General features: G+C 62.3%; 23 protein-coding genes. 17 read left to right on the forward strand and 6 right to left on the reverse strand.

Annotation, left to right across the window (positions count from 1 at the left end; translation table 11 throughout):
• Positions 1-39: 39 nt before the first annotated feature.
• From DNK10_RS10540 to trpE, 5 genes are all read left to right on the forward strand, one after another.
• The gene (locus DNK10_RS10540; RefSeq protein ID WP_131191509.1) at positions 40-1,473 is read left to right on the forward strand and encodes a hypothetical protein; all 1,434 of its coding nucleotides are present in this window, start codon (positions 40-42) and stop codon (positions 1,471-1,473) included.
• A gap of 4 nt (positions 1,474-1,477) precedes the next feature.
• Positions 1,478-2,935, forward strand: a complete 1,458-nt coding sequence (gene gabD / locus DNK10_RS10545; RefSeq protein ID WP_131191510.1) for an NADP-dependent succinate-semialdehyde dehydrogenase — start codon at positions 1,478-1,480, stop codon at positions 2,933-2,935.
• 95 nt (positions 2,936-3,030) lie between these two features.
• Positions 3,031-3,705, forward strand: coding sequence for a ribulose-phosphate 3-epimerase (gene rpe / locus DNK10_RS10550; protein WP_131191511.1), 675 nt, complete (start codon positions 3,031-3,033; stop codon positions 3,703-3,705).
• Positions 3,702-4,382 carry a phosphoglycolate phosphatase gene (locus DNK10_RS10555; protein ID WP_131191512.1) on the forward strand — a complete coding sequence of 227 codons (681 nt, stop codon included), beginning with the start codon at positions 3,702-3,704 and terminating at the stop codon, positions 4,380-4,382. The genes rpe and DNK10_RS10555 overlap by 4 nt, the downstream gene beginning before the upstream one ends.
• 291 nt (positions 4,383-4,673) lie before the next feature.
• Positions 4,674-6,152, forward strand: a complete 1,479-nt coding sequence (gene trpE / locus DNK10_RS10560) for an anthranilate synthase component I (protein WP_131191513.1) — start codon at positions 4,674-4,676, stop codon at positions 6,150-6,152.
• A 107-nt stretch (positions 6,153-6,259) separates the two neighbouring features.
• Here trpE and DNK10_RS10565 read toward each other — a convergent pair whose 3' ends face one another.
• Both DNK10_RS10565 and DNK10_RS10570 read right to left on the reverse strand, forming a co-directional pair.
• The gene (locus DNK10_RS10565) at positions 6,260-6,559 is read right to left on the reverse strand and encodes a pyocin activator PrtN family protein (protein WP_131191514.1); all 300 of its coding nucleotides are present in this window, start codon (positions 6,557-6,559) and stop codon (positions 6,260-6,262) included.
• 45 nt (positions 6,560-6,604) lie between these two features.
• Positions 6,605-7,258 (reverse strand): XRE family transcriptional regulator, encoded by a 654-nt coding sequence (locus DNK10_RS10570; RefSeq protein ID WP_131191515.1) that lies wholly within the window; start codon positions 7,256-7,258, stop codon positions 6,605-6,607.
• A gap of 193 nt (positions 7,259-7,451) precedes the next feature.
• On the opposite strand from DNK10_RS10570, the gene DNK10_RS10575 reads away from it, so the two are divergent.
• The 4 genes from DNK10_RS10575 (at position 7,452) to DNK10_RS10590 (ending at position 10,459) form a co-directional block, all read left to right on the forward strand.
• On the forward strand, positions 7,452-7,814 hold the full coding sequence (locus DNK10_RS10575; protein WP_131191516.1) for a PA0613 family protein: 363 nt from the start codon (positions 7,452-7,454) through the stop codon (positions 7,812-7,814).
• 435 nt (positions 7,815-8,249) lie between these two features.
• The gene (locus tag DNK10_RS10580) at positions 8,250-8,609 is read left to right on the forward strand and encodes a putative holin (RefSeq protein ID WP_131181024.1); all 360 of its coding nucleotides are present in this window, start codon (positions 8,250-8,252) and stop codon (positions 8,607-8,609) included.
• 122 nt (positions 8,610-8,731) lie between these two features.
• On the forward strand, positions 8,732-9,868 hold the full coding sequence (locus DNK10_RS10585) for a glycoside hydrolase family 5 protein (protein ID WP_131191517.1): 1,137 nt from the start codon (positions 8,732-8,734) through the stop codon (positions 9,866-9,868).
• Positions 9,869-9,919: 51 nt separating this feature from the next.
• Positions 9,920-10,459 carry a glycoside hydrolase family 24 protein gene (locus tag DNK10_RS10590; protein WP_131191518.1) on the forward strand — a complete coding sequence of 180 codons (540 nt, stop codon included), beginning with the start codon at positions 9,920-9,922 and terminating at the stop codon, positions 10,457-10,459.
• Between the two features lie 62 nt (positions 10,460-10,521).
• On the opposite strand, the gene DNK10_RS25870 is transcribed toward DNK10_RS10590, so the two are convergent.
• Positions 10,522-10,695, reverse strand: a complete 174-nt coding sequence (locus tag DNK10_RS25870) for a hypothetical protein (protein WP_165495976.1) — start codon at positions 10,693-10,695, stop codon at positions 10,522-10,524.
• A 67-nt stretch (positions 10,696-10,762) separates the two neighbouring features.
• Between DNK10_RS25870 and DNK10_RS10595 the strand changes: the two genes are divergently transcribed.
• The 4 genes from DNK10_RS10595 (at position 10,763) to trpC (ending at position 13,976) form a co-directional block, all read left to right on the forward strand.
• Positions 10,763-10,993 carry a hypothetical protein gene (locus tag DNK10_RS10595; protein ID WP_131181027.1) on the forward strand — a complete coding sequence of 77 codons (231 nt, stop codon included), beginning with the start codon at positions 10,763-10,765 and terminating at the stop codon, positions 10,991-10,993.
• 510 nt (positions 10,994-11,503) lie between these two features.
• Positions 11,504-12,100 carry an aminodeoxychorismate/anthranilate synthase component II gene (locus tag DNK10_RS10600; protein WP_131191519.1) on the forward strand — a complete coding sequence of 199 codons (597 nt, stop codon included), beginning with the start codon at positions 11,504-11,506 and terminating at the stop codon, positions 12,098-12,100.
• A complete protein-coding gene (gene trpD, locus DNK10_RS10605) occupies positions 12,097-13,143 on the forward strand; it encodes an anthranilate phosphoribosyltransferase (RefSeq protein WP_131181029.1) in 1,047 nt (348 codons plus the stop codon). Before DNK10_RS10600 ends, trpD begins: the two co-directional genes overlap by 4 nt.
• Positions 13,140-13,976 carry an indole-3-glycerol phosphate synthase TrpC gene (gene trpC, locus DNK10_RS10610; protein ID WP_131181030.1) on the forward strand — a complete coding sequence of 279 codons (837 nt, stop codon included), beginning with the start codon at positions 13,140-13,142 and terminating at the stop codon, positions 13,974-13,976. The genes trpD and trpC overlap by 4 nt, the downstream gene beginning before the upstream one ends.
• Positions 13,977-14,023: 47 nt before the next feature.
• Here the strand turns inward: trpC and nadC are convergent, their stop codons facing one another.
• Entirely contained in the window at positions 14,024-14,872 is an 849-nt protein-coding gene (nadC, locus tag DNK10_RS10615) for a carboxylating nicotinate-nucleotide diphosphorylase (RefSeq protein ID WP_131181031.1), read from the reverse strand.
• 292 nt (positions 14,873-15,164) lie between these two features.
• Between nadC and DNK10_RS10620 the strand changes: the two genes are divergently transcribed.
• The 3 genes from DNK10_RS10620 to ampE all read left to right on the forward strand — a co-directional run bounded on the left by DNK10_RS10620 (position 15,165) and on the right by ampE (position 19,014).
• Complete coding sequence (locus DNK10_RS10620) at positions 15,165-17,462, forward strand: DUF1631 domain-containing protein (protein WP_131191520.1); 2,298 nt, start codon at positions 15,165-15,167, stop codon at positions 17,460-17,462.
• A 155-nt stretch (positions 17,463-17,617) separates the two neighbouring features.
• Positions 17,618-18,181, forward strand: a complete 564-nt coding sequence (gene ampD, locus DNK10_RS10625; RefSeq protein ID WP_131191521.1) for a 1,6-anhydro-N-acetylmuramyl-L-alanine amidase AmpD — start codon at positions 17,618-17,620, stop codon at positions 18,179-18,181.
• On the forward strand, positions 18,178-19,014 hold the full coding sequence (gene ampE, locus DNK10_RS10630) for a regulatory signaling modulator protein AmpE (RefSeq protein WP_131191522.1): 837 nt from the start codon (positions 18,178-18,180) through the stop codon (positions 19,012-19,014). Before ampD ends, ampE begins: the two co-directional genes overlap by 4 nt.
• 5 nt (positions 19,015-19,019) lie before the next feature.
• Here the strand turns inward: ampE and DNK10_RS10635 are convergent, their stop codons facing one another.
• Positions 19,020-19,805 carry a TatD family hydrolase gene (locus DNK10_RS10635; RefSeq protein ID WP_131191523.1) on the reverse strand — a complete coding sequence of 262 codons (786 nt, stop codon included), beginning with the start codon at positions 19,803-19,805 and terminating at the stop codon, positions 19,020-19,022.
• Positions 19,806-19,951: 146 nt separating this feature from the next.
• On the opposite strand from DNK10_RS10635, the gene DNK10_RS10640 reads away from it, so the two are divergent.
• Positions 19,952-22,012 (forward strand): AsmA family protein, encoded by a 2,061-nt coding sequence (locus DNK10_RS10640; protein WP_131191524.1) that lies wholly within the window; start codon positions 19,952-19,954, stop codon positions 22,010-22,012.
• On the opposite strand, the gene cra is transcribed toward DNK10_RS10640, so the two are convergent.
• The gene (gene cra / locus DNK10_RS10645; RefSeq protein WP_131181037.1) at positions 22,002-22,991 is read right to left on the reverse strand and encodes a catabolite repressor/activator; all 990 of its coding nucleotides are present in this window, start codon (positions 22,989-22,991) and stop codon (positions 22,002-22,004) included. The genes DNK10_RS10640 and cra overlap by 11 nt on opposite strands.
• Positions 22,992-23,083: the final 92 nt, after the last annotated feature.

Genomic DNA, 23,083 nt, shown 5'->3' on the forward strand with positions numbered 1-23,083 from the left:
CGCACTGGTTTACAACTCTAATAAAACTAGGTAACCCATATGTCCGATCTGCACGAGCAGGGCCCGGAAGCGCCCTACACCCCGCTGGGGCCGTTCAAGCTGCGCCTGCCCTTCATCCACTACCGCTTCGAAATCTCCGACTACATGCAAGGCTTGCTCATGTGTGCGGTGGATCTGGCGGCGATCCCGTTGATGACCGAATTCCTTGGCATGCCGTTCGAGGTGGCGCTGGCGGTGGTCATGCTCAACGGCCTGCTGTACCTGATCCACCACCTGCTCGGCGACCCGGTGGTGCCGGGCTGGATTACTCCGGCCATCCCCATGCTCATGGCCTATTGCAGCCAGTTCCCGGAGGGCCCGGAGCGGGTGCATGCGTTGATTACCTTCCAGTTGATGCTGGGGATATTTTCCATCGGCCTGGGCATGACCGGGATGGCTCGAAAGGTGGTGTCCCTGGTGCCCTCGGCGCTCAAGGCCGGGATCATCATGGGCGCCGGACTCAGCGCGGTAGTCACGGTATTCAAGGAAGGCGGGCGTTTCGATGCCTTCCCCTGGACCATCTCCATCGCCATCGGCGTGGCCTTCTACCTGGTGTTCTCCATCCATTTCCAGGAGTTGAAGAAGCGCAACCGCTTCTGGTGGAACTTCGCCAAGCTGGGCATTTTCCCGATCATCCTGCTGGCGGTGATCGTCGCGCCGATCTTCGGCGAGGCGCCGTGGCCGAGTATCGAGTGGGGCATCAGCAAGCCCGACTTCGTCACCCTGTGGAACGAGTACACCGTGTTCGGCCTGGGTATGCCGCCGCTGATGATGTTCGTCACCGCCATCCCCACCGCGCTGGCCGCCTATCTGGTGGTATTCGGCGATGTGCTGGGCGCCAAGGCGATCCTCTCCGAAGCCGATGACATTCGCCGTGACGAGAAAGTCGACTTCGACCCTAACCGCTCCCACCTGATCTTTGGGGGGCGTAACGCCTTCATGAGCATCTTCGGCCCGGACGTGGCCATGTGCGGGCCGCAGTGGTCGGCCATGCAGGTGGTGATCACCGAGCGCTTCAAGGGCGGCGCCAAGGCGATGAAATCCATCTACGGCGGCGTCGGCTCGTTCCGCTGGGGCACCAACACCGGCCTACTGCTGTTGCCGGTGGTGACCCTGGTACAGCCGATTCTCGGTGTGGCCCTGGCGCTGACCCTGCTGATCCAGGGCTACGTCAGCGTGCGCCTGGGCATCATGGAAGCGCGCAGTCAGCGTGACCTGGGCATCGCCGGGGTGATCGGCGCGGTGCTGGCGATCAAGGGCGCCGGCTGGGCCTTCGCCATCGGGCTGGGTCTGTGTCTGCTGATCTACGGCACCCGCTTCTTCCGTGGCGAGAACGACCAGACCTTCAGCAAGGATCTGCCGCCCGCCGAGATTCCCCAATCCGGACTGAAACCATTACCGTCGGGAGCCACGACTCCCACCGTACAGGAGTGATCCCATGCAACTGAACGATCCCCGACTGCTGCGTCATCAGGCGTATATCGACGGCCAGTGGTGCGACGCTGAAGATGGCACCACCACGGAAATCTTCAACCCCGCCAGCGGCGAATCCCTGGGCTGGGTGCCGAACCTGGGCGCAGCCCAGACTCGAGCAGCCATCGAAGCCGCCCGTGTTGCCCAGCCGGCCTGGCGCGCGCTGCCGGCCAAGGAGCGCGCCGCGCGGCTGCGCAAATGGTACGAGCTGATGCTCGCCAACCAGGAAGACCTGGCACAGATCATGACTGCCGAGCAGGGCAAGCCGCTGACCGAAGCGCGGGGCGAAGTGCTCTACGCCGCCTCGTTCATCGAATGGTTCGCCGAGGAGGCCAAGCGCGTCTATGGCGATACCATTCCCGGCCATCAGGCCGACAAGCGCCTGCTGGTGACCAAGGAGCCGGTCGGCGTGACGGCGGCGATCACGCCCTGGAATTTCCCGGCGGCGATGATTACCCGCAAGGCTGGCCCGGCCCTGGCCGCCGGTTGCGCCATGGTGCTCAAGCCTGCGCCACAAACGCCTTTCAGCGCCCTGGCCCTGGCCGTGCTGGCGGAGCGTGCCGGCATCCCGGCCGGGCTGTTCAGCGTATTGCCGGCCGACGCCGAGCGTTCCCGTGAGGTGGGTGCCGAACTGTGCGCCAACCCCATCGTGCGCAAGCTGTCGTTCACCGGCTCCACCGGTGTCGGCATCAAGCTCATGGAGCAATGCGCACCGACCCTGAAGAAACTGTCCCTGGAACTGGGCGGCAACGCGCCCTTCATCGTCTTCGCGGATGCCGATCTGGATGCTGCGGTGGAGGGTGCAATGGTCGCCAAGTACCGCAACGCCGGGCAGACTTGCGTCTGCGCCAATCGTATCTATGTCCACGATGCGGTGTACGACGCCTTTGCTGAGAAGCTTTCGGCTGCCGTGGCCAAACTCAAGGTCGGCCAGGGTTCCGAGGCAGGCGTGACCACCGGCCCGCTGATCGACGGCAATGCCGTGGCCAAGGTACAGGCGCACCTGAGCGATGCCCTGAGCAAAGGCGCGCAGGTGCTGCAGGGCGGGAAGGTGCATGCCCTGGGCGGCAACTTCTTCGAGCCCACCGTGCTGACCGGCGTTACCGACGACATGCGTGTCACCCGTGAGGAAACCTTCGGCCCGCTGGCGCCGCTGTTCCGCTTCACTGACGAAGCCGACGTGGTGCGCCAGGCCAACGACACCGAGTTCGGCCTGGCCTGCTACTTCTACACCCGCGATCTGGGCCGTACCTTCCGGGTGGCCGAGGCGCTGGAATACGGCATGGTCGGTATCAATACCGGGCTGATCTCCAACGAAGTGGCGCCGTTCGGCGGCATGAAAGCCTCCGGCCTGGGCCGCGAGGGCTCCAAGTACGGCCTCGATGAGTATCTGGAGATCAAGTATCTCTGCTTAGGCATTTGAGGCACTTTGGCGCGCCGCCGTCAGGCGGCGCTGCCAGATGGCGTTCGAGCCGTTACAATGCGCGCCACCGTGATCCAAGCACTCAGAGGTGCGCCATGCAACCCTTCGCCATCGCCCCGTCGATCCTTTCCGCTGACTTCGCCCGTCTGGGTGAGGAAGTGGACAACGTACTCGCCGCCGGGGCGGATATCGTTCACTTCGACGTGATGGACAACCACTACGTGCCCAACCTGACCATCGGCCCGATGGTCTGCACGGCGCTGCGCAAGTACGGCGTCACCGCGCCCATTGACGTGCACCTGATGGTCAGCCCGGTGGATCGCATCATCGGCGACTTCCTCGAAGCCGGTGCCAGCTATATCACCTTCCACCCCGAAGCCACTTTGCACATCGACCGCTCCCTGCAGTTGATCAAGGATGGCGGCGCCAAGTGCGGCCTGGTGTTCAACCCGGCGACCTCGCTGGATGTACTGAAGTACGTGATGGACAAGGTCGACATGATCCTGCTGATGAGCGTCAACCCCGGTTTCGGTGGCCAGAAGTTCATCCCCGGTACCCTCGACAAGCTGCGTGAAGCCCGCGCCCTGATCGACGCCAGCGGCCGCGATATCCGCCTGGAAATCGATGGTGGCGTCAGCGCCAAGAATATCCGCGAGATCGCCGAAGCGGGTGCCGATACCTTCGTCGCCGGCTCGGCGATCTTCAACCAGCCGGACTACAAGGCGGTGATCGACGCCATGCGTGCCGAACTGGCCCAGGTGCGTGGATGAAACCGCTGCGCGAGTTGTGCGCTGGTGAGCTGCCGCGCCTGGTGATGTTCGACCTGGACGGGACGCTGGTCGATTCGGTGCCGGATCTGGCCACCGCCGTCGACCGCATGCTGATCGAGCTGGGGCGTGTGCCGGCCGGCGTCGAGCAGGTTCGTGAATGGGTTGGTAACGGCGCGCGCGTGTTGGTGCGCCGCGCCTTGGCCGGTGATATCGAGCACAGCGCCGTGGATGATGCAGACGCTGACGTTGCGCTGGCGCGCTTTCTCGATATCTACGCCGACTGTCATGACCTGACCGTGCTCTATCCCGGCGTACACGAACTGCTGGAAGCCCTGAGCACCGCCGCCGTCGAGCTGGCTGTGGTGACCAACAAGCCGGAGCGTTTCGTCGCGCCACTGTTGGAACAGGTTGGCCTGGGCGGTTATTTCCGCTGGATCATCGGCGGCGACACCCTGCCACAGCAGAAACCCGACCCTGCCGCGTTGCTGCAGGTGATGCAGCTGGCCGGCGTGACTGCAGCGCAGTCGCTGTTCGTCGGCGACTCGCGCAACGACGTGCTCGCCGCCCGAGCTGCCAGCGTGCCCTGCGTGGCCGTGAGCTACGGCTACAATCACGGCCGCCCGGTTGCCGAAGAAGAGCCGAACCTGGTGGTCGATAGCCTTGCCGAGCTGCTTTGACGTGTAGGGTGGGTCACGCTTCACCGATCCACCATTGCGATGGCGAAGGGGGAGGGAAAAGTGTCAGCTACGCGCCCCGATCCACCCCGGCTTGCAGCGTGCAGCTTGCAGCTGCTACCTTGGCCGCTCGTTATTTCCCCCCTCTTCGAGATGCTCCCGTGGTGGTCACCTGCAAACTCTGGATGAAAGTCATCAAGGCCCTGGCCCGTTGGCGCTGGCGCGCCTGACATTCTTCTGCCGCGACAGGCGGCCCGTTCGCACTGACCGATTTCCCAAGCCACGAGGCTGATCATGATCCATGAAGAATTCCTGCGTTTAGCCGCTGAAGGCTACAACCGCATTCCGCTTGCCTGCGAAACCATCGCCGACTTCGACACGCCACTGTCGATCTACCTGAAACTGGCCGACGCCCCCAATTCCTACCTGCTCGAATCAGTGCAGGGCGGCGAGAAGTGGGGCCGTTATTCGATCATCGGCCTGCCGGCGCGTACCGTACTGCGCGTACATGACCACAGCGTCGTGGTCAGCACCGACGGCATCGAAGTCGAGCGCCACGAATGTGCCGACCCGCTGGAGTTCGTCGAGACCTTCAAGGCCCGTTACAGCGTACCGACCATTCCCGGTCTGCCGCGTTTCAACGGCGGTCTGGTCGGTTACTTCGCCTACGACAGCGTGCGCTACGTCGAGCCGAAGCTGGCCGGGGGCGTCAACCCCGATACCCTGGGCACCCCGGACATCCTGCTGATGGTCTCCGACGCCGTGGTGGTGTTCGACAATCTGGCCGGCAAGATGCACGCCATCGTGCTGGCCGACCCCGCCGAGCCTGATGCCTTCGAGCGCGGCCAGGCGCAGTTGCAGAGCATTCTGCACAAGCTGCGTCAGCCTTTCACGCCGCGGCTGGGGGTGGATCTGAACAAGGCGTCGGGTGAAGAACCGGCTTTCCGCTCCAGCTTCAGTCGCGAGGATTACGAGCGCTCGGTCAATGCCATCAAGGATTACATCCTCGCTGGCGACTGCATGCAGGTGGTGATTTCCCAGCGCATGTCGATACCCTTCGAGGCCGCGCCCATCGACCTGTACCGCGCGCTGCGCTGCATCAACCCGACACCGTACATGTACTTCTTCAACTTCGGTGACTTCCATGTCGTCGGGTCTTCGCCCGAGGTGCTGGTGCGTGTCGAAGACAACCTGGTCACCGTGCGCCCCATCGCCGGTACCCGCCCGCGTGGTGCCACCGAAGAGGCTGACCTGGCGCTGGAGGAGGATCTGCTGTCCGACGCCAAGGAAGTCGCCGAACACCTGATGCTCATCGACCTGGGCCGCAACGACACCGGTCGCGTCTCCGAAATCGGCTCGGTCAAACTCACCGAGAAGATGGTCATCGAACGTTATTCCAACGTCATGCACATCGTCTCCAACGTCACCGGCGAGCTGAAGAAGGGGCTGACCTCCATGGACGCTCTGCGCGCCATCCTGCCGGCCGGTACCCTCTCTGGCGCACCGAAGATCCGTGCCATGGAAATCATCGACGAGCTCGAACCGGTCAAACGGGGCGTTTATGGCGGTGCGGTCGGTTACTACGCCTGGAACGGCAACATGGATACCGCCATCGCCATCCGCACCGCGGTGATCAAGGACGGTGAGCTGCACGTCCAGGCCGGTGCCGGCATCGTCGCCGACTCGGTACCCGCGTTGGAGTGGGAAGAGACCCTCAACAAACGCCGCGCCATGTTTCGCGCCGTGGCGCTGGCGGAGCAGGGCTCGCGCTGATGAGCTGAAACGGGCGGCAGATGCCGCCCGTTTTCGTTTGTGTGAGTTCGGTTTCGAGCCGATATCGCCCATGCATCCAGAGCATGCGAAATACGGGCTGTGCTGTCTCAGACCGTGGCCGTAGCTGTCTGAGCGCCCGGTTGCACATGGGCGGTGCTGGCGCAGCTGTCGATGTACGCGGCCAGGTGGTGCAGTTCGATGAACTTCGGCGCTTTGGCGCTGCTGTCCAGGGTGGTGATCGGCAGATTCAGGCGCCCGGAGGCGATGGCACGGATAAAGTTGTCCGGGCTCAGGTGGCGGAAGTACACCGTGCGCACCCGGTCGATGGGCACCAGTACGTCGCCGTGGGTTCGGAAAAGGAGCTCCAGCGTCTGCAGCGGCAGTGGCGGCTCAGGCTGAGTGTTCATGGCGTGGGCTTGGCAACTCCCGGTTCTGGTTGATAGGGCATGTGATCATTCTTCGGTGAAGCGCGACGACTTGAGGATGCCGCCCACCAGGTGAATCTTGCTGACCTTGTCCTGCGGAATATGAATGGGCGGATGGTTCTGGTTGACGCTGTCGAAGCGGTACATACCGTCGCGCAGGTAGATGTATTCCTTGATCATCGCCTGCCCATCCTGCGTGCGCACCATCACCTCGTCGCCAGCGTGGAAGGGCTTGTTCGGCTCGATCAGCACGTACTCACCGTTCTTGATCCGCGGGTGCATGCTGTCGCCGCTCACCCGCAGGCCATAAGCGTTCGGATCGTCGCTATAGATGCGCAGGTAGCCGTCCCCGTGGCCGACGGGAAAGTCGATCTCTTCGAAGTAGCCATGGGTGCCCAACTGCGCATGCCCCACCACCGGTACCGCGCCGCCGCGGGCATGGCCGACGTCCAGCGTGTCGGCCACCGGCACGGGCAGCGCTTCACTGCCGACGAGTTCGGCGATGCTGACGCCCAGCGCCGGGGCGAGCAGCAGCAGATCCGCCAGGCTGGGTTCACGCAGATCACTCTCGTAATTGCCGATGCGCGACTGGGACGACCAGCCGCATGCTTCAGCCAGTAGTTGCTGGCTGAGGCCTCTGTTCTTGCGCAGGTGCTTGATGCGTTGCCCGAGAGTTTCCATGACGGCGCTCCATTAATCACGATATGAAATGTTTATAGCGCAATTTGCGTCTTGAATAAAACACGTATCGTGATTATTTTCTCTCAGTCGATCACCGATAAGGGCTCGACCAATCCTTGAGCCCGGCACGCGCAGCCAGCGCCAGCGGGATGTCCAGTTATCTGACCGCCGACAGGGTGGCAGGAGGAGCACCATGATTTCCTACATCGATGAAACCTTGCAGTTATGGGCCGATGAGCGGCAGGGCAGCGCAACCGATCTCGCCGCCGGGTTTGGCAGCAATGTCATCGCCTCGCTGATGGCGTATCAGGGCGTGTTGACTCGCCGCACACGTGGCAGCCGGGTATTGCTCGACAGGGTGGCGGAGATCGAGTGGATCGTCAGCAAGCACCTGTCGCCCGAACAGCGGCAGGTCGTCATCGAGCACTACTGTGGCCACTCCGCTTCGCAAAGCGAGAAATGGGCTGCGTGCGGTTGCAGTCGCTCGCAGTTCTATCGACGCCTGGGACAGGCGCACAAGTCCATCCAGTACCAACTCCTGAAGCGCGCCGCCTGAGCGCGCTTTTCATTTCTGTCCCCTGCTGACTCGCCAGGCAGCAACCTGCAGCGCCGCCCGGCACGCCGATGTACCTTCAGACCTCTATTGCCTTGGCCAACACGGTTCCGATCACCGTGCACGCGCCATATTTCGTGGGGCTGCGTGTACCAAACCTTACCGTATCCGTTTTTTTCCAGCGCGTTTCCGCTGATGGTCGCAGGTGTCTTGTGACCCTGGGAATCGGGGGATATAAATTCATCAACGTCAGAGAGGTGGGCGAGCAGCCAGCCGGCCTTGTGACTTTTTCTACTGATTGCGCGCTCTTGAAAGCGCGCCGCAACAAACCGACCTTCCTCTAGCAAAGCCCCGCCAGCGTGCGGGGCTTTGTCGTTTCAGGGGGCGGCGTAACCCTCAATATCGTCGTGGCCATCGGCCTCGGGGAGGACAATAACAATGAACGAGTTCAGCAGTACCGTGTTGCTCGGTGTGCTTGGCGCCAATCTCGCAGCGCTGCTTGCGTCCATCGACGGCGAAGCGGCCATTGGGGCGCTGTTCGGGGCGCTGGTGTACTTCACCACTACCCAGCAACTGCCGATGTGGAATCGACTGGCGTTCTTTCTGACGTCGGCGGTAATGGGCTACCTCTGTGCTCCGGCGATCACCGACTTTCAGTTCTACGGCATCCACCCGTTCGCCTATCCGGGGCCGGCCGGCTTTGCCGGCGCCGGGCTGGTGGTAACGCTGATGCTCACTGCCATTCGCCGGCGGGTCGGCGCCTCGCGCGATCAGGCCCCGAAAGACCGGGACGATTGACTTGCCGTTCCGAGCTACTTGCCGCAACCGATATCCGAACCCGTACGTGTGACACGCCCGTGTCGCCGTACTCACCCAGGCCCGCCACCGCGCGGGCTTTTTCATGTCTGGAGGAAACACCCATGACCATCAAAACCTTTGACCAAATGGCCGCTGCCGGAGAATTCCCGCTGATTGGTTTCAACGCCGCGGGGCTGGGCAACAATCCCTACGTCGATGCCATCAGCACGGCGCTTCTGGATACCCACTACCGCACCATTGCGCCACGCGGTCACCAGCCGGACTACATCAAGTCCTATGCCGGTGGCCTGGGCGGCAAGCCGTTTGCGGTGCGCCTGCCTTTTGCCGGCGAGCGTATCGCCATCCTCGACGGTGTCGGCGGTTTCACCCTGCGCCAGAGCTATATCGAGGAGATCCGCCTGGCCATCCGGCACGTGCACAGCTGGGGCGGTTTCTCGCTGCTCGATATGCACAACTACTGCCGCTGGTACGTGCGCGCCAATGGGCCGGTAAGCGGCCGTGTGGTTCAGGCCTGGGGTGACGGCTTCGCCCTGTGGACGGCCATTGGCGCGCCCGACTGCCCGGTGAACTATGCATTGCTGGCGCGTATCTGGGCGGCGGTCGCTGGTGAGCTTCGCGACGAACCTGGGCTTTTCGGCTATGGCCTGATGAATGAGCCTCACAACATGGGCAGCGTGCCCGACGGCGGCGTCAACGTCGAAACCTTGTGGAGCGACAATGTGCAGAGCCTGGTCAGCGCAGTGCGCGCCGTCGATCCACGGCATTTCATCACTGTGGCCGGTAATGCCTTCAGTTCTGCCACGCAATGGCCGAGTCGCTCCGACATGCTCAAGAACCTCCAGGATCCTGGAGACCGGCTACTCTACGAAGCGCATCAGTACCCAGACAAAGGGGGGCAGGGCGGTGGCAAGTGGAGCCAGGCCAATGAGTCGGTCACCTACCGTGAGCGGGTGGCCGATTGGCATCCCTTCATCGACTGGCTCAAGGCCAACGGCAAACGCGGTATCGCCGGCGAGTTCGGCGGCCCGGATCACGTGCCCGGTATGCGCAGCTATTTCACCGAACTGCACAAGTACTTCGATGAAAACCACATCCTGCGTTTTCAGTGGCTGGCCGGCCCCGGTGATGCGGATGACGATCCCAACGGCATGGATCGCAACGACGGCACGCTGAAACCCAACACGCGTTCGCTGATGGCGCGGATCGGCAACAGCACCACCGCCTACGGGCCTCGTTAATCCCCTCAACATGGCTCGCTTCGGCGGGCCATTCTCTACTGGAGAATCATCATGGCCCGACTCACGGCTGCCCAGGCGGGCGGCACCAACGTACTCGCCTTTCTCGACATGCTCGCCTGGAGCGAAGGCACCTCGACCATCGCCGACAGCGATGACGGCTACAACGTGCTGGTGGGCGGAACGCTGTTCAGCGACTACAGCGCGCACCCGCGCCGCCTGATCGACCTGCCGCGCTACGCCATTCAGTCCTCGGCAGCCGGCCGCTATCAGTTTCTGGCCCGCACCTGGGACTCCATCGTCAGCCGCTATCACTTTCATGGTCGTTTCACGCCGAAGGCACAGGATCTGGCCGCGGTGAAGCTGCTTGAAGAATGCGCTGCGCTTGGGCATATCCGCGCCGGGAGAATAGAGCAGGCCATCACCGCCGCCGCTCCGATCTGGGCCAGTCTGCCTGGCGCCGGCTATGGCCAGCGCGAACATAAGCTCAGCGCACTTCTGGGCATATACGAAGAAGAGCGCACCGCTGAAGTCTGCGACCAAGCCGACCTGCTCGCCATGTACACCGCCTGTGGCGGACAGGTAGCAGGATGAACTGGCTTTCAGCGATCCCTGCGAGCTACCGTCAGCTTGCTGGCGCCGGCCTGGCTCTGGTGTTACTGGTCGGCGCCGCTGGCCTGGGGTGGCTTGTCCAGGGCTGGAGACTGGGCGAACAAATGGCTGAGCAGGGCAGGGAGCTTGAGCGCCAGATCGCCCAGCGCGACAGGCTCCACGCCGACATGCTGGCCGAAACCCAGCGCGCTGCTGCCGACCAGGTTCGACGCTCGCATGAAAAGCGCCTGATGCTCGAGCAGCAACTGCAGGTCTCATCCCAGAATCAACACAGGAAACTTACCGATGCCGAGAAAGCTGCTGCCCACCTGCGTGATCGCCTTGCTACTGCTGAACTGCGGCTGTCAGTCCTACTCGCCAACCCTGCCGCCGATTCAGGTAGTGGCAGCGCAAGATCCTCCACCGCCGGTGCCGGATGCCTGGTGGATGGAACCGGTCGAGCCGACATTGACAGCGGATCTGCTCAACGAATTGTCGGCATCGTCGAGCGAGGTGACCGGGCGATCATCGCGCTGACGGCGTGCCAGGCTTACGTGCGAAAAGTGGTTGGCAGCGGGTGAGGTTGGTAAGGGTATTTGCCTTGAAAAGTTCGATAGCTGTATGAAGGGACAGAGGCTTCAGCGAAACGGCGGGTGCCGTTGTCAGCGTCGGGTGAATGAAGATCCGGTGCCGCAGGGATTGCTTGCGGCGCCGGGCCTTTTGTCGCTTGTGCCGCCGACGAACCCATAAAAGGTCGGTATGGTGATATTGCACCGTACACCGCACTGGGCTACTGTGCGGGCAGATAAATGCGAGACTCCCCCGTGAATTCCATTAGCAGCACCCTTCTGATGCGAGTCATCAAGGCCCACGCCCGCTGGCGTTGGCGCGCCTGATCTTTTTCTCCGGTTAATCCGGACGAGCCTCTCTGTCCTGCTCAAGCCCAAATAGACCATCGTGCCGGCATTCTAGAATGCGCGTGCGGATGAGGGCGTTGAGAGCCAGGACTTTAGATAAAGAGCAGTAAATCAAAGGGTTGAAACTAACATGCTGCTGATGATCGATAATTACGACTCCTTTACCTACAACGTGGTGCAGTACCTGGGCGAGCTGGGTGCCGATGTTCACGTTATTCGTAACGACGAACTGAGCATTGCCCAGATCGATGCTCTGCAGCCCGAGCGCATCGTCGTGTCGCCAGGTCCGTGTACGCCGACCGAGGCCGGCGTATCCATCGAAGCCATCGTGCATTTCGCCGGCAAACTGCCGATCCTTGGCGTCTGCCTGGGCCACCAGAGCATTGGCCAGGCCTACGGTGGCGACGTGGTACGCGCCCGCCAGGTGATGCATGGCAAGACCAGCCCGGTGTTCCACGAGGACAAGGGCGTGTTCGCCGGCCTCAACAACCCGCTCACGGTGACTCGCTACCACTCTCTGGTGGTCAAGCGCGAGAGCCTGCCGGATTGCCTGGAAATCACCGCCTGGACTGCCAATGAAGACGGCTCCGTCGACGAGATCATGGGCCTGCGTCACAAGACCCTGAATATCGAGGGCGTGCAGTTCCACCCCGAGTCGATTCTTACCGAGCAGGGCCACGAACTGTTCGCCAACTTCCTCACGCAGACCGGAGGCGTGCGCGCATGAATATCAAGGAAGCCCTCAACCGCATCGTCGCCCAGCTCGACCTGTCTACCGAGGAAATGCGCGCGGTGATGCGCGAGATCATGACCGGACAGTGCACCGACGCGCAGATCGGCGCCTTTCTCATGGGCATGCGCATGAAGAGCGAGACCATCGACGAAATCGTCGGTGCCGCCAGCGTGATGCGTGAGCTGGCCGCGCCGGTAGAAATCGCCGCCGAGCGGCTGGTCGACACCTGCGGCACGGGTGGTGACGGCATGAACATTTTCAACGTGTCCACCGCGGCGGCCTTCGTGGTCGCAGCGGCTGGGGGCAAGGTGGCCAAGCACGGTAACCGCGCGGTATCGGGCAAGAGCGGCAGTGCCGACCTGCTCGAGGCGGCCGGCATCTACCTGGGCCTCACACCGGTACAGGTGGCACGCTGCGTCGAAACCGTCGGCGTCGGCTTCATGTTCGCCCCCTCGCACCATGGTGCGATGAAGTACGCTATCGGCCCGCGTCGTGAGCTCGGCCTGCGTACGCTGTTCAACATGCTTGGCCCGATGACCAACCCGGCGGGCGCCAGGCACCAGGTGATCGGCGTATTCAGCCAGGCGCTGTGCCGGCCGATGGCCGAAGTGCTGCAACGTCTGGGCAGCGAACATGTGCTGGTGGTGCATGCGCAGGATGGTCTCGACGAGATCAGCCTGGCTGCGCCGACCTTCGTCGCCGAACTGAAGAACGGTGTAGTCAGCGAATACCGCATCCAGCCCGAGGACTTCGGCATCAAGAGCCAGAGTCTGATCGGCCTGACCGTCGAAGGTGCCGAGCAATCCCTGGAGCTGATCCGCGATGCCCTGGGCCGGCGCAAGACCGAGGTCGGCCAGAAAGCCGCCGACATGATCGTGCTCAACGCCGGTGCTGCGCTGTATGCGGCTGATCATGCCGACACCCTGAGTGACGGCATGAGTATGGCCCATGACGCGCTGCATACCGGTCTGGCCCGGGAAAAGATGGAAGAACTGGTGTCCTTTACCGCGGTATTCAAACAGGAGAATGAAGGGTGAGCATTCCCACCGTTCTGGAAAAGATCCTCGCCCGTAAAGCCGAAGAAGTCGCGGCCCGGCGTGCAGTCGTCAGCCTGGCCGAAGTCGAGCGCGAAGCGCGCGCGGCCGATGCGCCACGCGGCTTTGCCGCAGCGTTGATCGAGAAGGCCAAAAGCAAGCAGCCGGCGGTGATCGCCGAAATCAAGAAGGCCTCGCCAAGCAAGGGTGTGCTACGCGAGAACTTCGTGCCGGCGGAAATCGCCCTGAGCTATCAGGATGGCGGCGCGACCTGCCTGTCGATCCTTACCGATATAGACTTCTTCCAGGGTGCCGACCGCTACCTGCAGGAAGGCCGCAGCGCTTGCTCGCTGCCGGTGATCCGCAAGGATTTCATGATCGACCCGTACCAGATCGTCGAAGCGCGGGCGCTGGGCGCCGATTGCGTGTTGCTGATCGTCTCGGCGTTGTCCGATGCGCAGATGGGGGAGCTGGCGGCGACGGCCAAGGCCTTCGATCTCGACGTGCTGGTGGAGGTGCATGACGGCGATGAGCTCGAGCGCGCACTCAACGTACTGGACACGCCGCTGGTTGGGGTCAACAACCGCAACCTGCATACCTTCGAGGTCAACCTGGAAACCACCCTCGACCTGTTGCCGCGCATTCCCCGCGATCGCCTGGTGGTCACCGAAAGCGGCATCCTCAACCGCGCCGACGTGGAGCTGATGGAAATCAGCAACGTGTATGCCTTCCTGGTCGGCGAAGCGTTCATGCGTGCAGATAATCCGGGTGCCGAACTGGAACGTCTGTTCTTTCCCGAGCGCAAGCGACTGATCGTCAGCCCTGACGTTGACTGAATACAATACCGGCGCCTGAGGGCGCCGGTGTTGTATTCAGAGGCGATTCACAGCGACAGTCGCATCGACAGATCCACCGCCTTGACGTCCTTGGTCAGGGTGCCGATGGAAATGTAATCCACGCCAGTCTCGGCGATGCTGCGCAAGGTGCTCTCGTTCACGCCGCCCGAGGCCTCGAGCTTGGCGCGACCGGCATTGATGGTCACGGCGCGGCGCATGTCCTCGAGCGACAGCTCGTCGAGCATGACGATATCGGCGCCGGCAGCCAATGCCTGTTCGAGCTCGTCCAGGCTTTCCACTTCCACTTCTACCGGTTTGCCCGGCGCAATGTCCCGTGCAGCAGTGACCGCGGCAGCGATGCCTCCGCAAGCGGCGATGTGGTTCTCCTTTATAAGGAAGGCGTCGAACAGGCCGATGCGATGGTTGTGGCAACCGCCCTGGGTCACCGCGTATTTCTGCGCCAGGCGCAGGCCGGGCAGGGTCTTGCGGGTGTCGAGCAGCTTGACCCCGGTGCCTTGAACCAGCTCTGCGTAGTGTTGGCAGCGGGTCGCCACAGCCGACAGGCTCTGCAGGAAGTTCAGCGCGCTGCGCTCGCCGCTGAGCAGTGCTCGCGCCGGCCCTTCCAGGTGGAACAGAGCCTGGTTCGGTGTTACCCGTTGGCCGTCCTGCACCTGCCAGTGCACCGCAACGCGCGGGTCGAGCTGACGGAACACCTCGTCCACCCAGGCGATGCCGCAGACCACCGCGTCTTCCCGGGTGATCACCGTGGCGTGGGCAAGGCGCGATTCGGGAATCAGCTGGGCGGTGATGTCGCCACTGCCGATGTCCTCGCGCAAACTACGGCGGACATTGGCCTCGATTTCGGCGCTGAGCTCGGTGAGCAGTAGATTCGGCATGGGGCCTCCGATTGGCTGAGGCGGCGATTATAGAGGCAGCGGCCTCTGGTGTTACGTTCATCGGTTAAAAATGAACCCTGCCAGTAACACTCGGTCACATGCGCTAGCCTGGTGACGACACCCCTTGGGCGCCTGTGACGCATGTCATATCTGCAGGAATTTGCTTTGGTATCTCCTGCAGCATTCCTATAATGTTCTGATACGGAAGTATTGGCGTCATATCGTTGGCGTTAAGATGACGCTCGCAATCCTGTTTCGCTTGCTCCGCCCGCGCCATGCGCAGGAGATCGTGATGAAAACCGATGCCAACGTGGTGCATCTGAACAAAATGGTTTCTGAAACGGCTCACCCCGCGGCCGGCAGGCTACCTGCGTCTCTCGTCAAGGTTCGCGATCGGGCTGCCACGCAGCTCAAGCAGGCTTTGCAGGCATTGTTCGACAATGCCGACGACACCCTGTTCGACATGGCGGATCGCGCTACCAGCAACGCCGAACAGAACGCATTCTTCGAGGCCATGCGCGACCTGCGCCTCAAGCGCAAAGGTATCGAGCGTGGTTTCCTGCAGAAGGTTTTCGAGTCCTTCGCCAGCCTGAATCAATACGTGGTCGGCAAGGCGCCGACGCTCGACGCCGTGTCCTTCGACAGCCTGTCTCTCGTGCAGAACGATGAGCTGGAAGAAACCGTCGCGCTGGATTCCATGATCGCCAAGGTGTTGAGCCGCGACCACGTGGCGCTCACCCATCTGACCACCCGCCTCAACGCAGTGGTCAGCAAGAAGCTCGACGACAAATCCAACCCCCTTGGCCCGGTCTCGCTCAGCGAGCTGTTCCTCGACTCGTGCAGTAGTCTGGGTGTCGAGATCAAGGTCAAACTGATTGTCCTCAAGCTGTTCGAAAAATACGTGCTCAGTGGCCTCGAGCAGTTGTATGACGATACCAACGGCATTCTGGTCGAAGCGGGGATACTGCCCGAGCTGAAGTCCGCGCCGGCCCGCCGTACCGCCAGCCCCAATCGTCCGGGCCGCCACGAACAGGCGGAAAGTGCCGACATACCCGCAGCAGGTTATGGCGATGACGAGGTGCGTGAAGTCTTCGGCGCATTGCAGGAGCTGCTGTCTCAGTCCCGCTCTGGCGAATCCTTGCGGCGTCAGGCGCCGGCCAATGCGATGCCGATTTCCACCAACGACCTGATGCGTCTGCTGTCGCATATGCAGCAGCGTGCACCGATTCAGGCGCCAATGGATGTCGATCTGCGCGCGCAACTCGAACACCTGCTGACCCGCGCCAGTGCCAAGAGCGGCCGAGTACGGGTGGTGGGCGAGGTCGATGAAGACGTCATCAACCTGGTGTCGATGCTGTTCGAATTCATTCTCGACGACCGTAGCCTGCCGGATTCGCTGAAAGCGCTGATCGCGCGGCTGCAGATTCCAATGCTCAAGGTTGCCGTACTCGACAAGACCTTCTTCAGCCGCGGCAGCCACCCGGCGCGTCGCCTGCTCAACGAAATCGCAACTGCGGCGCTGGGGTGGGGCGAGCACGATCACGGTCAGCGCGACAGCCTGTATCAGAAGATCGAGCAGGTGGTGCAGCGGCTGCTCAACGACTTTACCGACGACCCCGCGATCTTCTCCGAGCTGCTGGCGGACTTCCTGGCTTTCACCGGTGACGAGCGGCGGCGCAGCGAGCTGCTCGAACAGCGTACCCGCGATGCCGAAGAAGGTAGCGCCCGTGCCGAGCTGGCTCGGCGCGAGGTGGAGCATGCGCTGAACGAGCGACTGCTCGGCAAGACCCTGCCCGAAGTGGTGGTGCGCCTGCTGCGTGAAGCCTGGAGCAAGGTGATGATGCTGACGTGCCTCAAGCACGGCACCGATTCCGAGCAATGGCAGGCCTCTCTGGCTACCATGGACGAGCTGATCTGGAGCGTGGAGCCCCAGGAGAACCCCGAGGCTCGCTTGCGCCTGCTCGAACTGGTGCCCGGCTTGCTCAAGGCGCTGCGTGAAGGTATGGCCAGCGCGGCTTTCGATCCGTTCTCCACCAGTGAGTTTTTCAGCCAGCTCGAAGCTCTGCACGTGCAGGCATTCCAGCGCTTCAAGCGGGCCATGCCCGACATCGAGCGCAGTGCGCCAGTCGAGTCGGATGATCTCCAGCGTTCGGCACTCTCCGCCGTTGGCATCGAGCTGCCTCTGCTGGAGTTGCCACCCGAGGACGAAGAAAGCATTTCGACGATGGTCGAGGTCGTTGAAGAGATCGTCCTGCTGGCGCCAGGGCAGACTCGCATCGAGGAAGAAGAGCCGGTGCTCGCCGACGATGACGAGGCGCTGCAACATGTCGATGCATTGCACGTCGGCAGCTGGGTCGAGTTCCTGGAAGACGACGAGCACAAGCTGCGCTGCAAATTGGCGGCGATCATCAAGCCGACTGGCAAGTTCATCTTCGTCAATCGTACAGGGATGAAGGTGTTGGAGAAGTCCCGCATGGGGTTGGCGATCGAGTTTCGCCGCAATGCCGTACGCCTTCTGGACGATGCCCTGTTGTTCGACCGTGCGCTGGAGTCGGTGATCGGCAATTTGCGCCGCCTCAAGGGCACCTGAGCCGGGCGCAGCTGCCTGCCATCCCAATACGTACTTCTCTCGCGGCCTGATCAGGCCGCGAGTCGTTTCAGCCGCCCGCCAAGGCTTTGACCCCGACGCAACTTGCACTGCAACCGGAACAGCCCCTAGAGTGTGCGCTCGGTCGGGGAGCGTCTATGCACAAGCAACTCGAAGACGGCTGGTATCAGGGGATTCAGCATTGTCCTTCGCCCAATTTCAATGAGCGCCCGCAGGGTGAGATTTCCCTGCTGGTCATTCATAACATCAGTTTGCCGCCCGGCCAGTTCGGCACTGGGCAGGTGCAGGCGTTCTTCAGCAATTGCCTGCAGGCTGATGCGCATCCCTACTTTGCCGGTATCGCCAGCATGACGGTATCCGCGCATTTTCTGATCGAGCGCGATGGTGTGGTCACCCAGTTCGTGTCCTGCCAGGATCGAGCCTGGCATGCCGGGGTTTCGTGTTTCGAGGGGCGGGAAAACTGCAACGACTTTTCCCTGGGGATCGAGCTTGAAGGCACCGATTACCTGCCGTTCACGGACGCGCAGTATGCTGCGCTGGTGGAACTGACCGGCGTACTGCAGAGCGCCTATCCGGCAATTACCGTTGGGCGTATTTGCGGCCATAGCGATATCGCCCCGGGGCGCAAGACCGATCCCGGGCCTGCATTCGACTGGGCGCGACTGCGCTCGGCATTGATGACTGATAAGGAGGCATCATGAGTTTCCTGGTGTTACTGCTGGTGCTGTGGATTGAAAAGTTCTCTTCCTGGCGCCAGCGTGTTCAGCAGGACGAGCCCTGGCTGCGTGCGCTTGGGCGCCTGGAGCGTGGCGGCACGACCAGCGATTCGCCTTGGTTGGCGATCATCCTGCTGGTTGGCGTCCCGCTGTTGATACTGGCACTGCTGTTGAAACTGCTGGCGCCTCTGGCCTATGGCTGGTTGCTGTTGCCGGTGCATCTGCTGGTGGTGATCTACAGCCTCGGTCGCGGCGATTTGCTGACCGCCCTTGGGCCGTTTCGTGACAGCTGGCGGCGCGGTGACAGTGAGGCGGCTTACCTGGTCGCGCAGCGTGACCTGGGCGTGGACGGCGAGGGCGAAGCCACCTTGTTGCCCAACGTGCAGACCTTCATGGTCTGGCAAGCCTATCAGAGCTTTTTTGCGGTGATCTTCTGGTATGTCCTGCTCGGGCCGTTGGCTGCGCTGACTTATCGGCTGCTGGCGTTGCTCGTCGAGCATGGGCAGTCCGATGCACTGCGTGAACGCGCTGGTCAGCTGCGTCACGCCTTCGACTGGTTGCCGGTGCGTGTGCTGGCTGCCAGTTTTGCACTGGTGGGGAATTTCATTGCGGTGAGCCGTGCACTCCTCCATGAAGTGCTCAGCTGGGATATCTCTGCGGCGCAACTGGCTGCCGGTGCCGCCCGCGCCGCGGCCGAAACGCCCGATCCGTTGTTGGGTGAATCCGGCGTGGCGGCCCTGGACGGCCTGTGGCAGTTGTTGGTGCGCACGGCGATCCTCTGGTACGCCGCGATCGCCTTGTGGACGCTGTTCTTCTAAGGCCCCTAGTTGCTCCGCCAGCCGAACAACTGCATGGCGTTGCTGCTGCTGGCTTCGGCCAGCTCTTCTGGGGATATCTCGAACAGCGGCGCCAGTTCACTGCAGATGTCCGGTAGGTGAACGGGGCTATTGCGCATGTTCGGGTGCATGGCTGGCGGCATGTCCGGCGAATCGGTCTCCAGCACCACGGCATCCAGCGGCAGGCGCGCAATTACCTGACGTAAGCGCTTAGCCTGGGGCCAGGTCGGTGCGCCGCCAAGACCGAGCTTGAAACCGAGCTTCAGGTATTCCCTGGCTTCCTCGAAGCTGCCGGCGAAGGCGTGGATGATGCCGGCACGACGTAGTTTGAAGCGTTTCAGCGTGGCGATCACCGGCGCATGGGCGCGACGCACATGCAGCAATGCCGGCAGTTCGAAGCTTTCGGCCAACGCCAGTTGTGCTTCAAAGAGTGCTTGCTGGCGCTCACGATCCAGCTCCGCCAGGTAGTAATCCAGGCCGAACTCGCCGACTGCACAGAGTTTTTCGTGACCGTGAAAACGTGCCAGCCAATCCTGCAGCGCCTGCATATCCTCGGGGCGATGTTCGTTCAGGTATACCGGGTGCAGGCCAAAGGCGGCGTATAGCCCTTCGTGCTTTTGCACCAGATCCCAAAGGCGTTGCCAGTTAGCGTGCTCGACCCCCAGCACCACGAGCCGTTCTATGCCAAACCCACGCGCCTGTGCAAGCACCTCGCTGCGGTCGTCATCGAAGTCGGGAAAGTCGAGATGGGTATGAGTGTCGATCAGTTGCATAGCGCTTTGCCAGACAGATGACGAGTTATATGAAGACGGCTGTAGTACGCATGTGTTGCAACATTCTGTGAGTCATTCTCGTTCTTTGCCAGTCGAACCTCTAGGGACGGCGGTTGTGGGGATCGCCGAAAGCAAAGGGCGGCCGCATGATGCGTCTTCGCAGGATACTTGGCTGGTGCTTTGCCAGTCTGTTGTTATTGATCGCAGCGCTGATGTTGTTTCTGGTGCTGTTCGACTGGAATCTGCTCAAGCCAACGATCAATTCGCGGGTGTCCGAAGCACTCAATCGTCCCTTCGCCATCGAAGGCAACCTGGCTGTGACCTGGCAGCGCGAGCGGGAAGAACCCGGTCTACGTGCCTGGATACCCTGGCCACACGTCTCCGCCGAGGCGCTTAGCCTGGGTAATCCCGAGTGGGCCGAGGGCGAGCATTTCGTCAGTTTGCAGCGTGTCGAGGCGAGTCTGTCGCCGCTGCCGCTGTTGTGGAAAACCGTCTCCATTCCGCGTATTCGACTGACCGGTGCCGATGCTGCCCTGGAGCGGCTTGCCGACGGTCGTGATAACTGGACGTTCGATCTCGGCGAACAGGAACCGGCCGAAGAGGAACCTGCGGCGTCCTGGACGCTGGATATCGGCACCATCGGCTTCGACAAGGCGCACGTGCGTTTCGACGATCAGACGTTGCAGGCCAGTGTGAACCTGCAGGTCGAGCCGCTTGGCGAACCCATCGCGTTCAACGAGATCGTCGGCAAGACCGCCAGCGCTCAGGCTGATGACGCTGCCGTGACACCCCAGGATTACGCCTTCGCCTGGCAGGCCAAGGGCCGCTACAAGGGGCAGTCGCTCACGGGTAACGGTCGTATCGGTGGCCTTCTGGCGCTGCAGGATGCTCACCTGCCATTTCCGGTGCAGGCCGATGTTCGCGCTGGAACCACCCGTGTGCAGGTCGCCGGCACGCTGACCGATCCGAAAAACCTCGGTGCCCTCGACCTGCGCTTGCGCCTGTCCGGTGCCAGTCTCGGCAATCTCTACCCGCTGACCGGCGTCACGCTGCCGGATACGCCGGCCTACTCCACCGATGGGCGTCTGGTGGCGCAGTTGCAGGATGCTGATGGGCCGCTGTTTCGCTATGAGAAATTCAATGGACGTATCGGCGACAGTGATATCCACGGTGACCTTACCTTCGTGGCGCGGGAGCCGCGGCCCAAGTTGTCCGGCGCTCTGGTTTCCAATCAACTGCGTTTCGCGGATCTGGCGCCGTTGATCGGTGCCGACTCCAACGCCGAGAAGAAGGAGCGTGGCGCTGCCAGTGTGCAGCCTGCCAATAAGGTGCTGCCGGTCGAGGAGTTCCAGACCGAGCGCTGGCGTGACATGGATGCCGACGTCAGTTTTACCGGCAAGCGCATCGTGCACAGCGAGGATTTGCCGTTCACCGATCTGTTCACCCATGTGGTGCTCAACGAAGGCATGCTCAGCCTCGAACCCCTGCGTTTCGGCGTAGCGGGCGGGCGCCTGGACTCGACCCTGCGCCTGGATGGTCGCGGTACGCCGCTCAAAGCCCAGGCCCAGCTGCGTGCCCGCAACTTCCGCCTGCGCCAGTTGTTCCCCAGTGTGGAAGTGATGCAGAGCAGCCTTGGTGCCCTCAATGGCGATGCGACGATCAGCGGCACGGGAAATTCGGTGGCGACCTTGCTGGGTAGTTCCAATGGCCAGATCAAGCTGCTGATCAACGACGGCCGGGTCAGCCGCAACCTGATGGAGATAGCGGGCCTGAATGTCGGCAACTATGTAGTTGGCCGGCTGTTCGGTGATAACGAGGTGGAGATCAACTGTGCGGCCGCCAACCTGAACATCAAGCAGGGCGTACTGAGACCGGAATTGATGGTGATCGACACCGAGAATGCCTTGATCGGCGTGGATGGCACGGTGAATTTTGGCAACGAGCAGCTCGACCTGACCATCACTCCCGAGTCCAAGGGCTTGCGGATTTTCTCCCTGCGCTCGCCTCTATACGTGCGCGGCACCTTCAAGGATCCCCGTCCTGGTGTGCAGGCCGGCCCACTGGCGCTACGCGGCGCCGGCATGCTGGCGCTGGGTGCGCTCGTCGCACCGGCGGCGGGGCTGATCGCGCTGGTGGCACCCAGCGGCGATCAGCCCAATGAATGTGCGCCGCTACTGGAGCAGATGCGTCAGGGCGTTAGCCGTTGAAACGGGTTTTCAGGTGCCGCTCGATGGCATCCAGGCCGGGCTCGTAAGTGCCGTTCAGGGCATCGAGCAGACGCTGGAAAACCCGATCGGCAATGCGCTCATGCTGCTGAGAGATTGCATTGACGCGCATGGGCAGAAAGTCCAGTAGCTGGGCATCACCGAACGTGCCGAGGCGCAGGTGGCTTATGTCCACCTCCGGTTGTTCGTACAGCGCATCGAGTACACCTTCGAGCAGCACGTAGGCGGTGGTCACCAGTACGTCGGGCAGGCTGCCCTGGGCCATCAGTTCACGCATCTGACGATACCCCCACTGGCGGCTGAATTGCTCGCCGTGACTAACGCTGACCGCTCCATCGAAACCCGCCAGGGCATCGCGAAACCCTTGCTCGCGGGCCTGGCTGATCGGCAGTTCTGGGCGAGCACCGATCAAGGCGGCCTGGCGTGGCAATGGCTGCAGCAGACTCCTGGTCAGTTGTTCGCCGGCGTGGCGATCATCGCTGACCACCGAGTAGAGGTACTCGGGGTCGAGGGCGCGGTCGACGGCTATCACTGGTGTGCCAGCAACAATCAACTGACGGTATTCGGGCGCATTCTGAGGCAGGCAACTGGCGACGATCAGGGCATCGCAACGCCGGGAGCGGAACAGTTCGAGCAACTGCCGCTCGCTATCCGGCTGATCATCCGAGCTGGCGATCAACAACTGATAACCCGCCGCCCGGGCGCGCTGTTCGAGCAGTTTGGCCAGGCGCGCATAACTGGGGTTTTCCAGATCCGGGAGGATGAAACCGAGGCACCGGCTTTGCCCACGCCGCAGACCGGCGGCCTGTGGATCCGGACGATAGTCATGCTTCTCCACCACCTCCAGCACTCGCTGAACGGTGGCCGCACTGATGCGGCGCTTGGCGGCCTGGCCGTTGATCACGTAGCTGGCAGTGGTGAGCGAGACGCCAGCCAGGCGGGCAATGTCGGTCAATTTCAAGGTGCGTCTCCTCTGGCGGACTTCAAGGATTACCCATTATCAGGTAACGTGCCAGCGCTAGATGAAACGATTCAGCAAGTGAGTCGACTAAG

This window comes from Phytopseudomonas daroniae (genome assembly GCF_004327275.1).
GTDB lineage: Bacteria > Pseudomonadota > Gammaproteobacteria > Pseudomonadales > Pseudomonadaceae > Aquipseudomonas > Aquipseudomonas daroniae.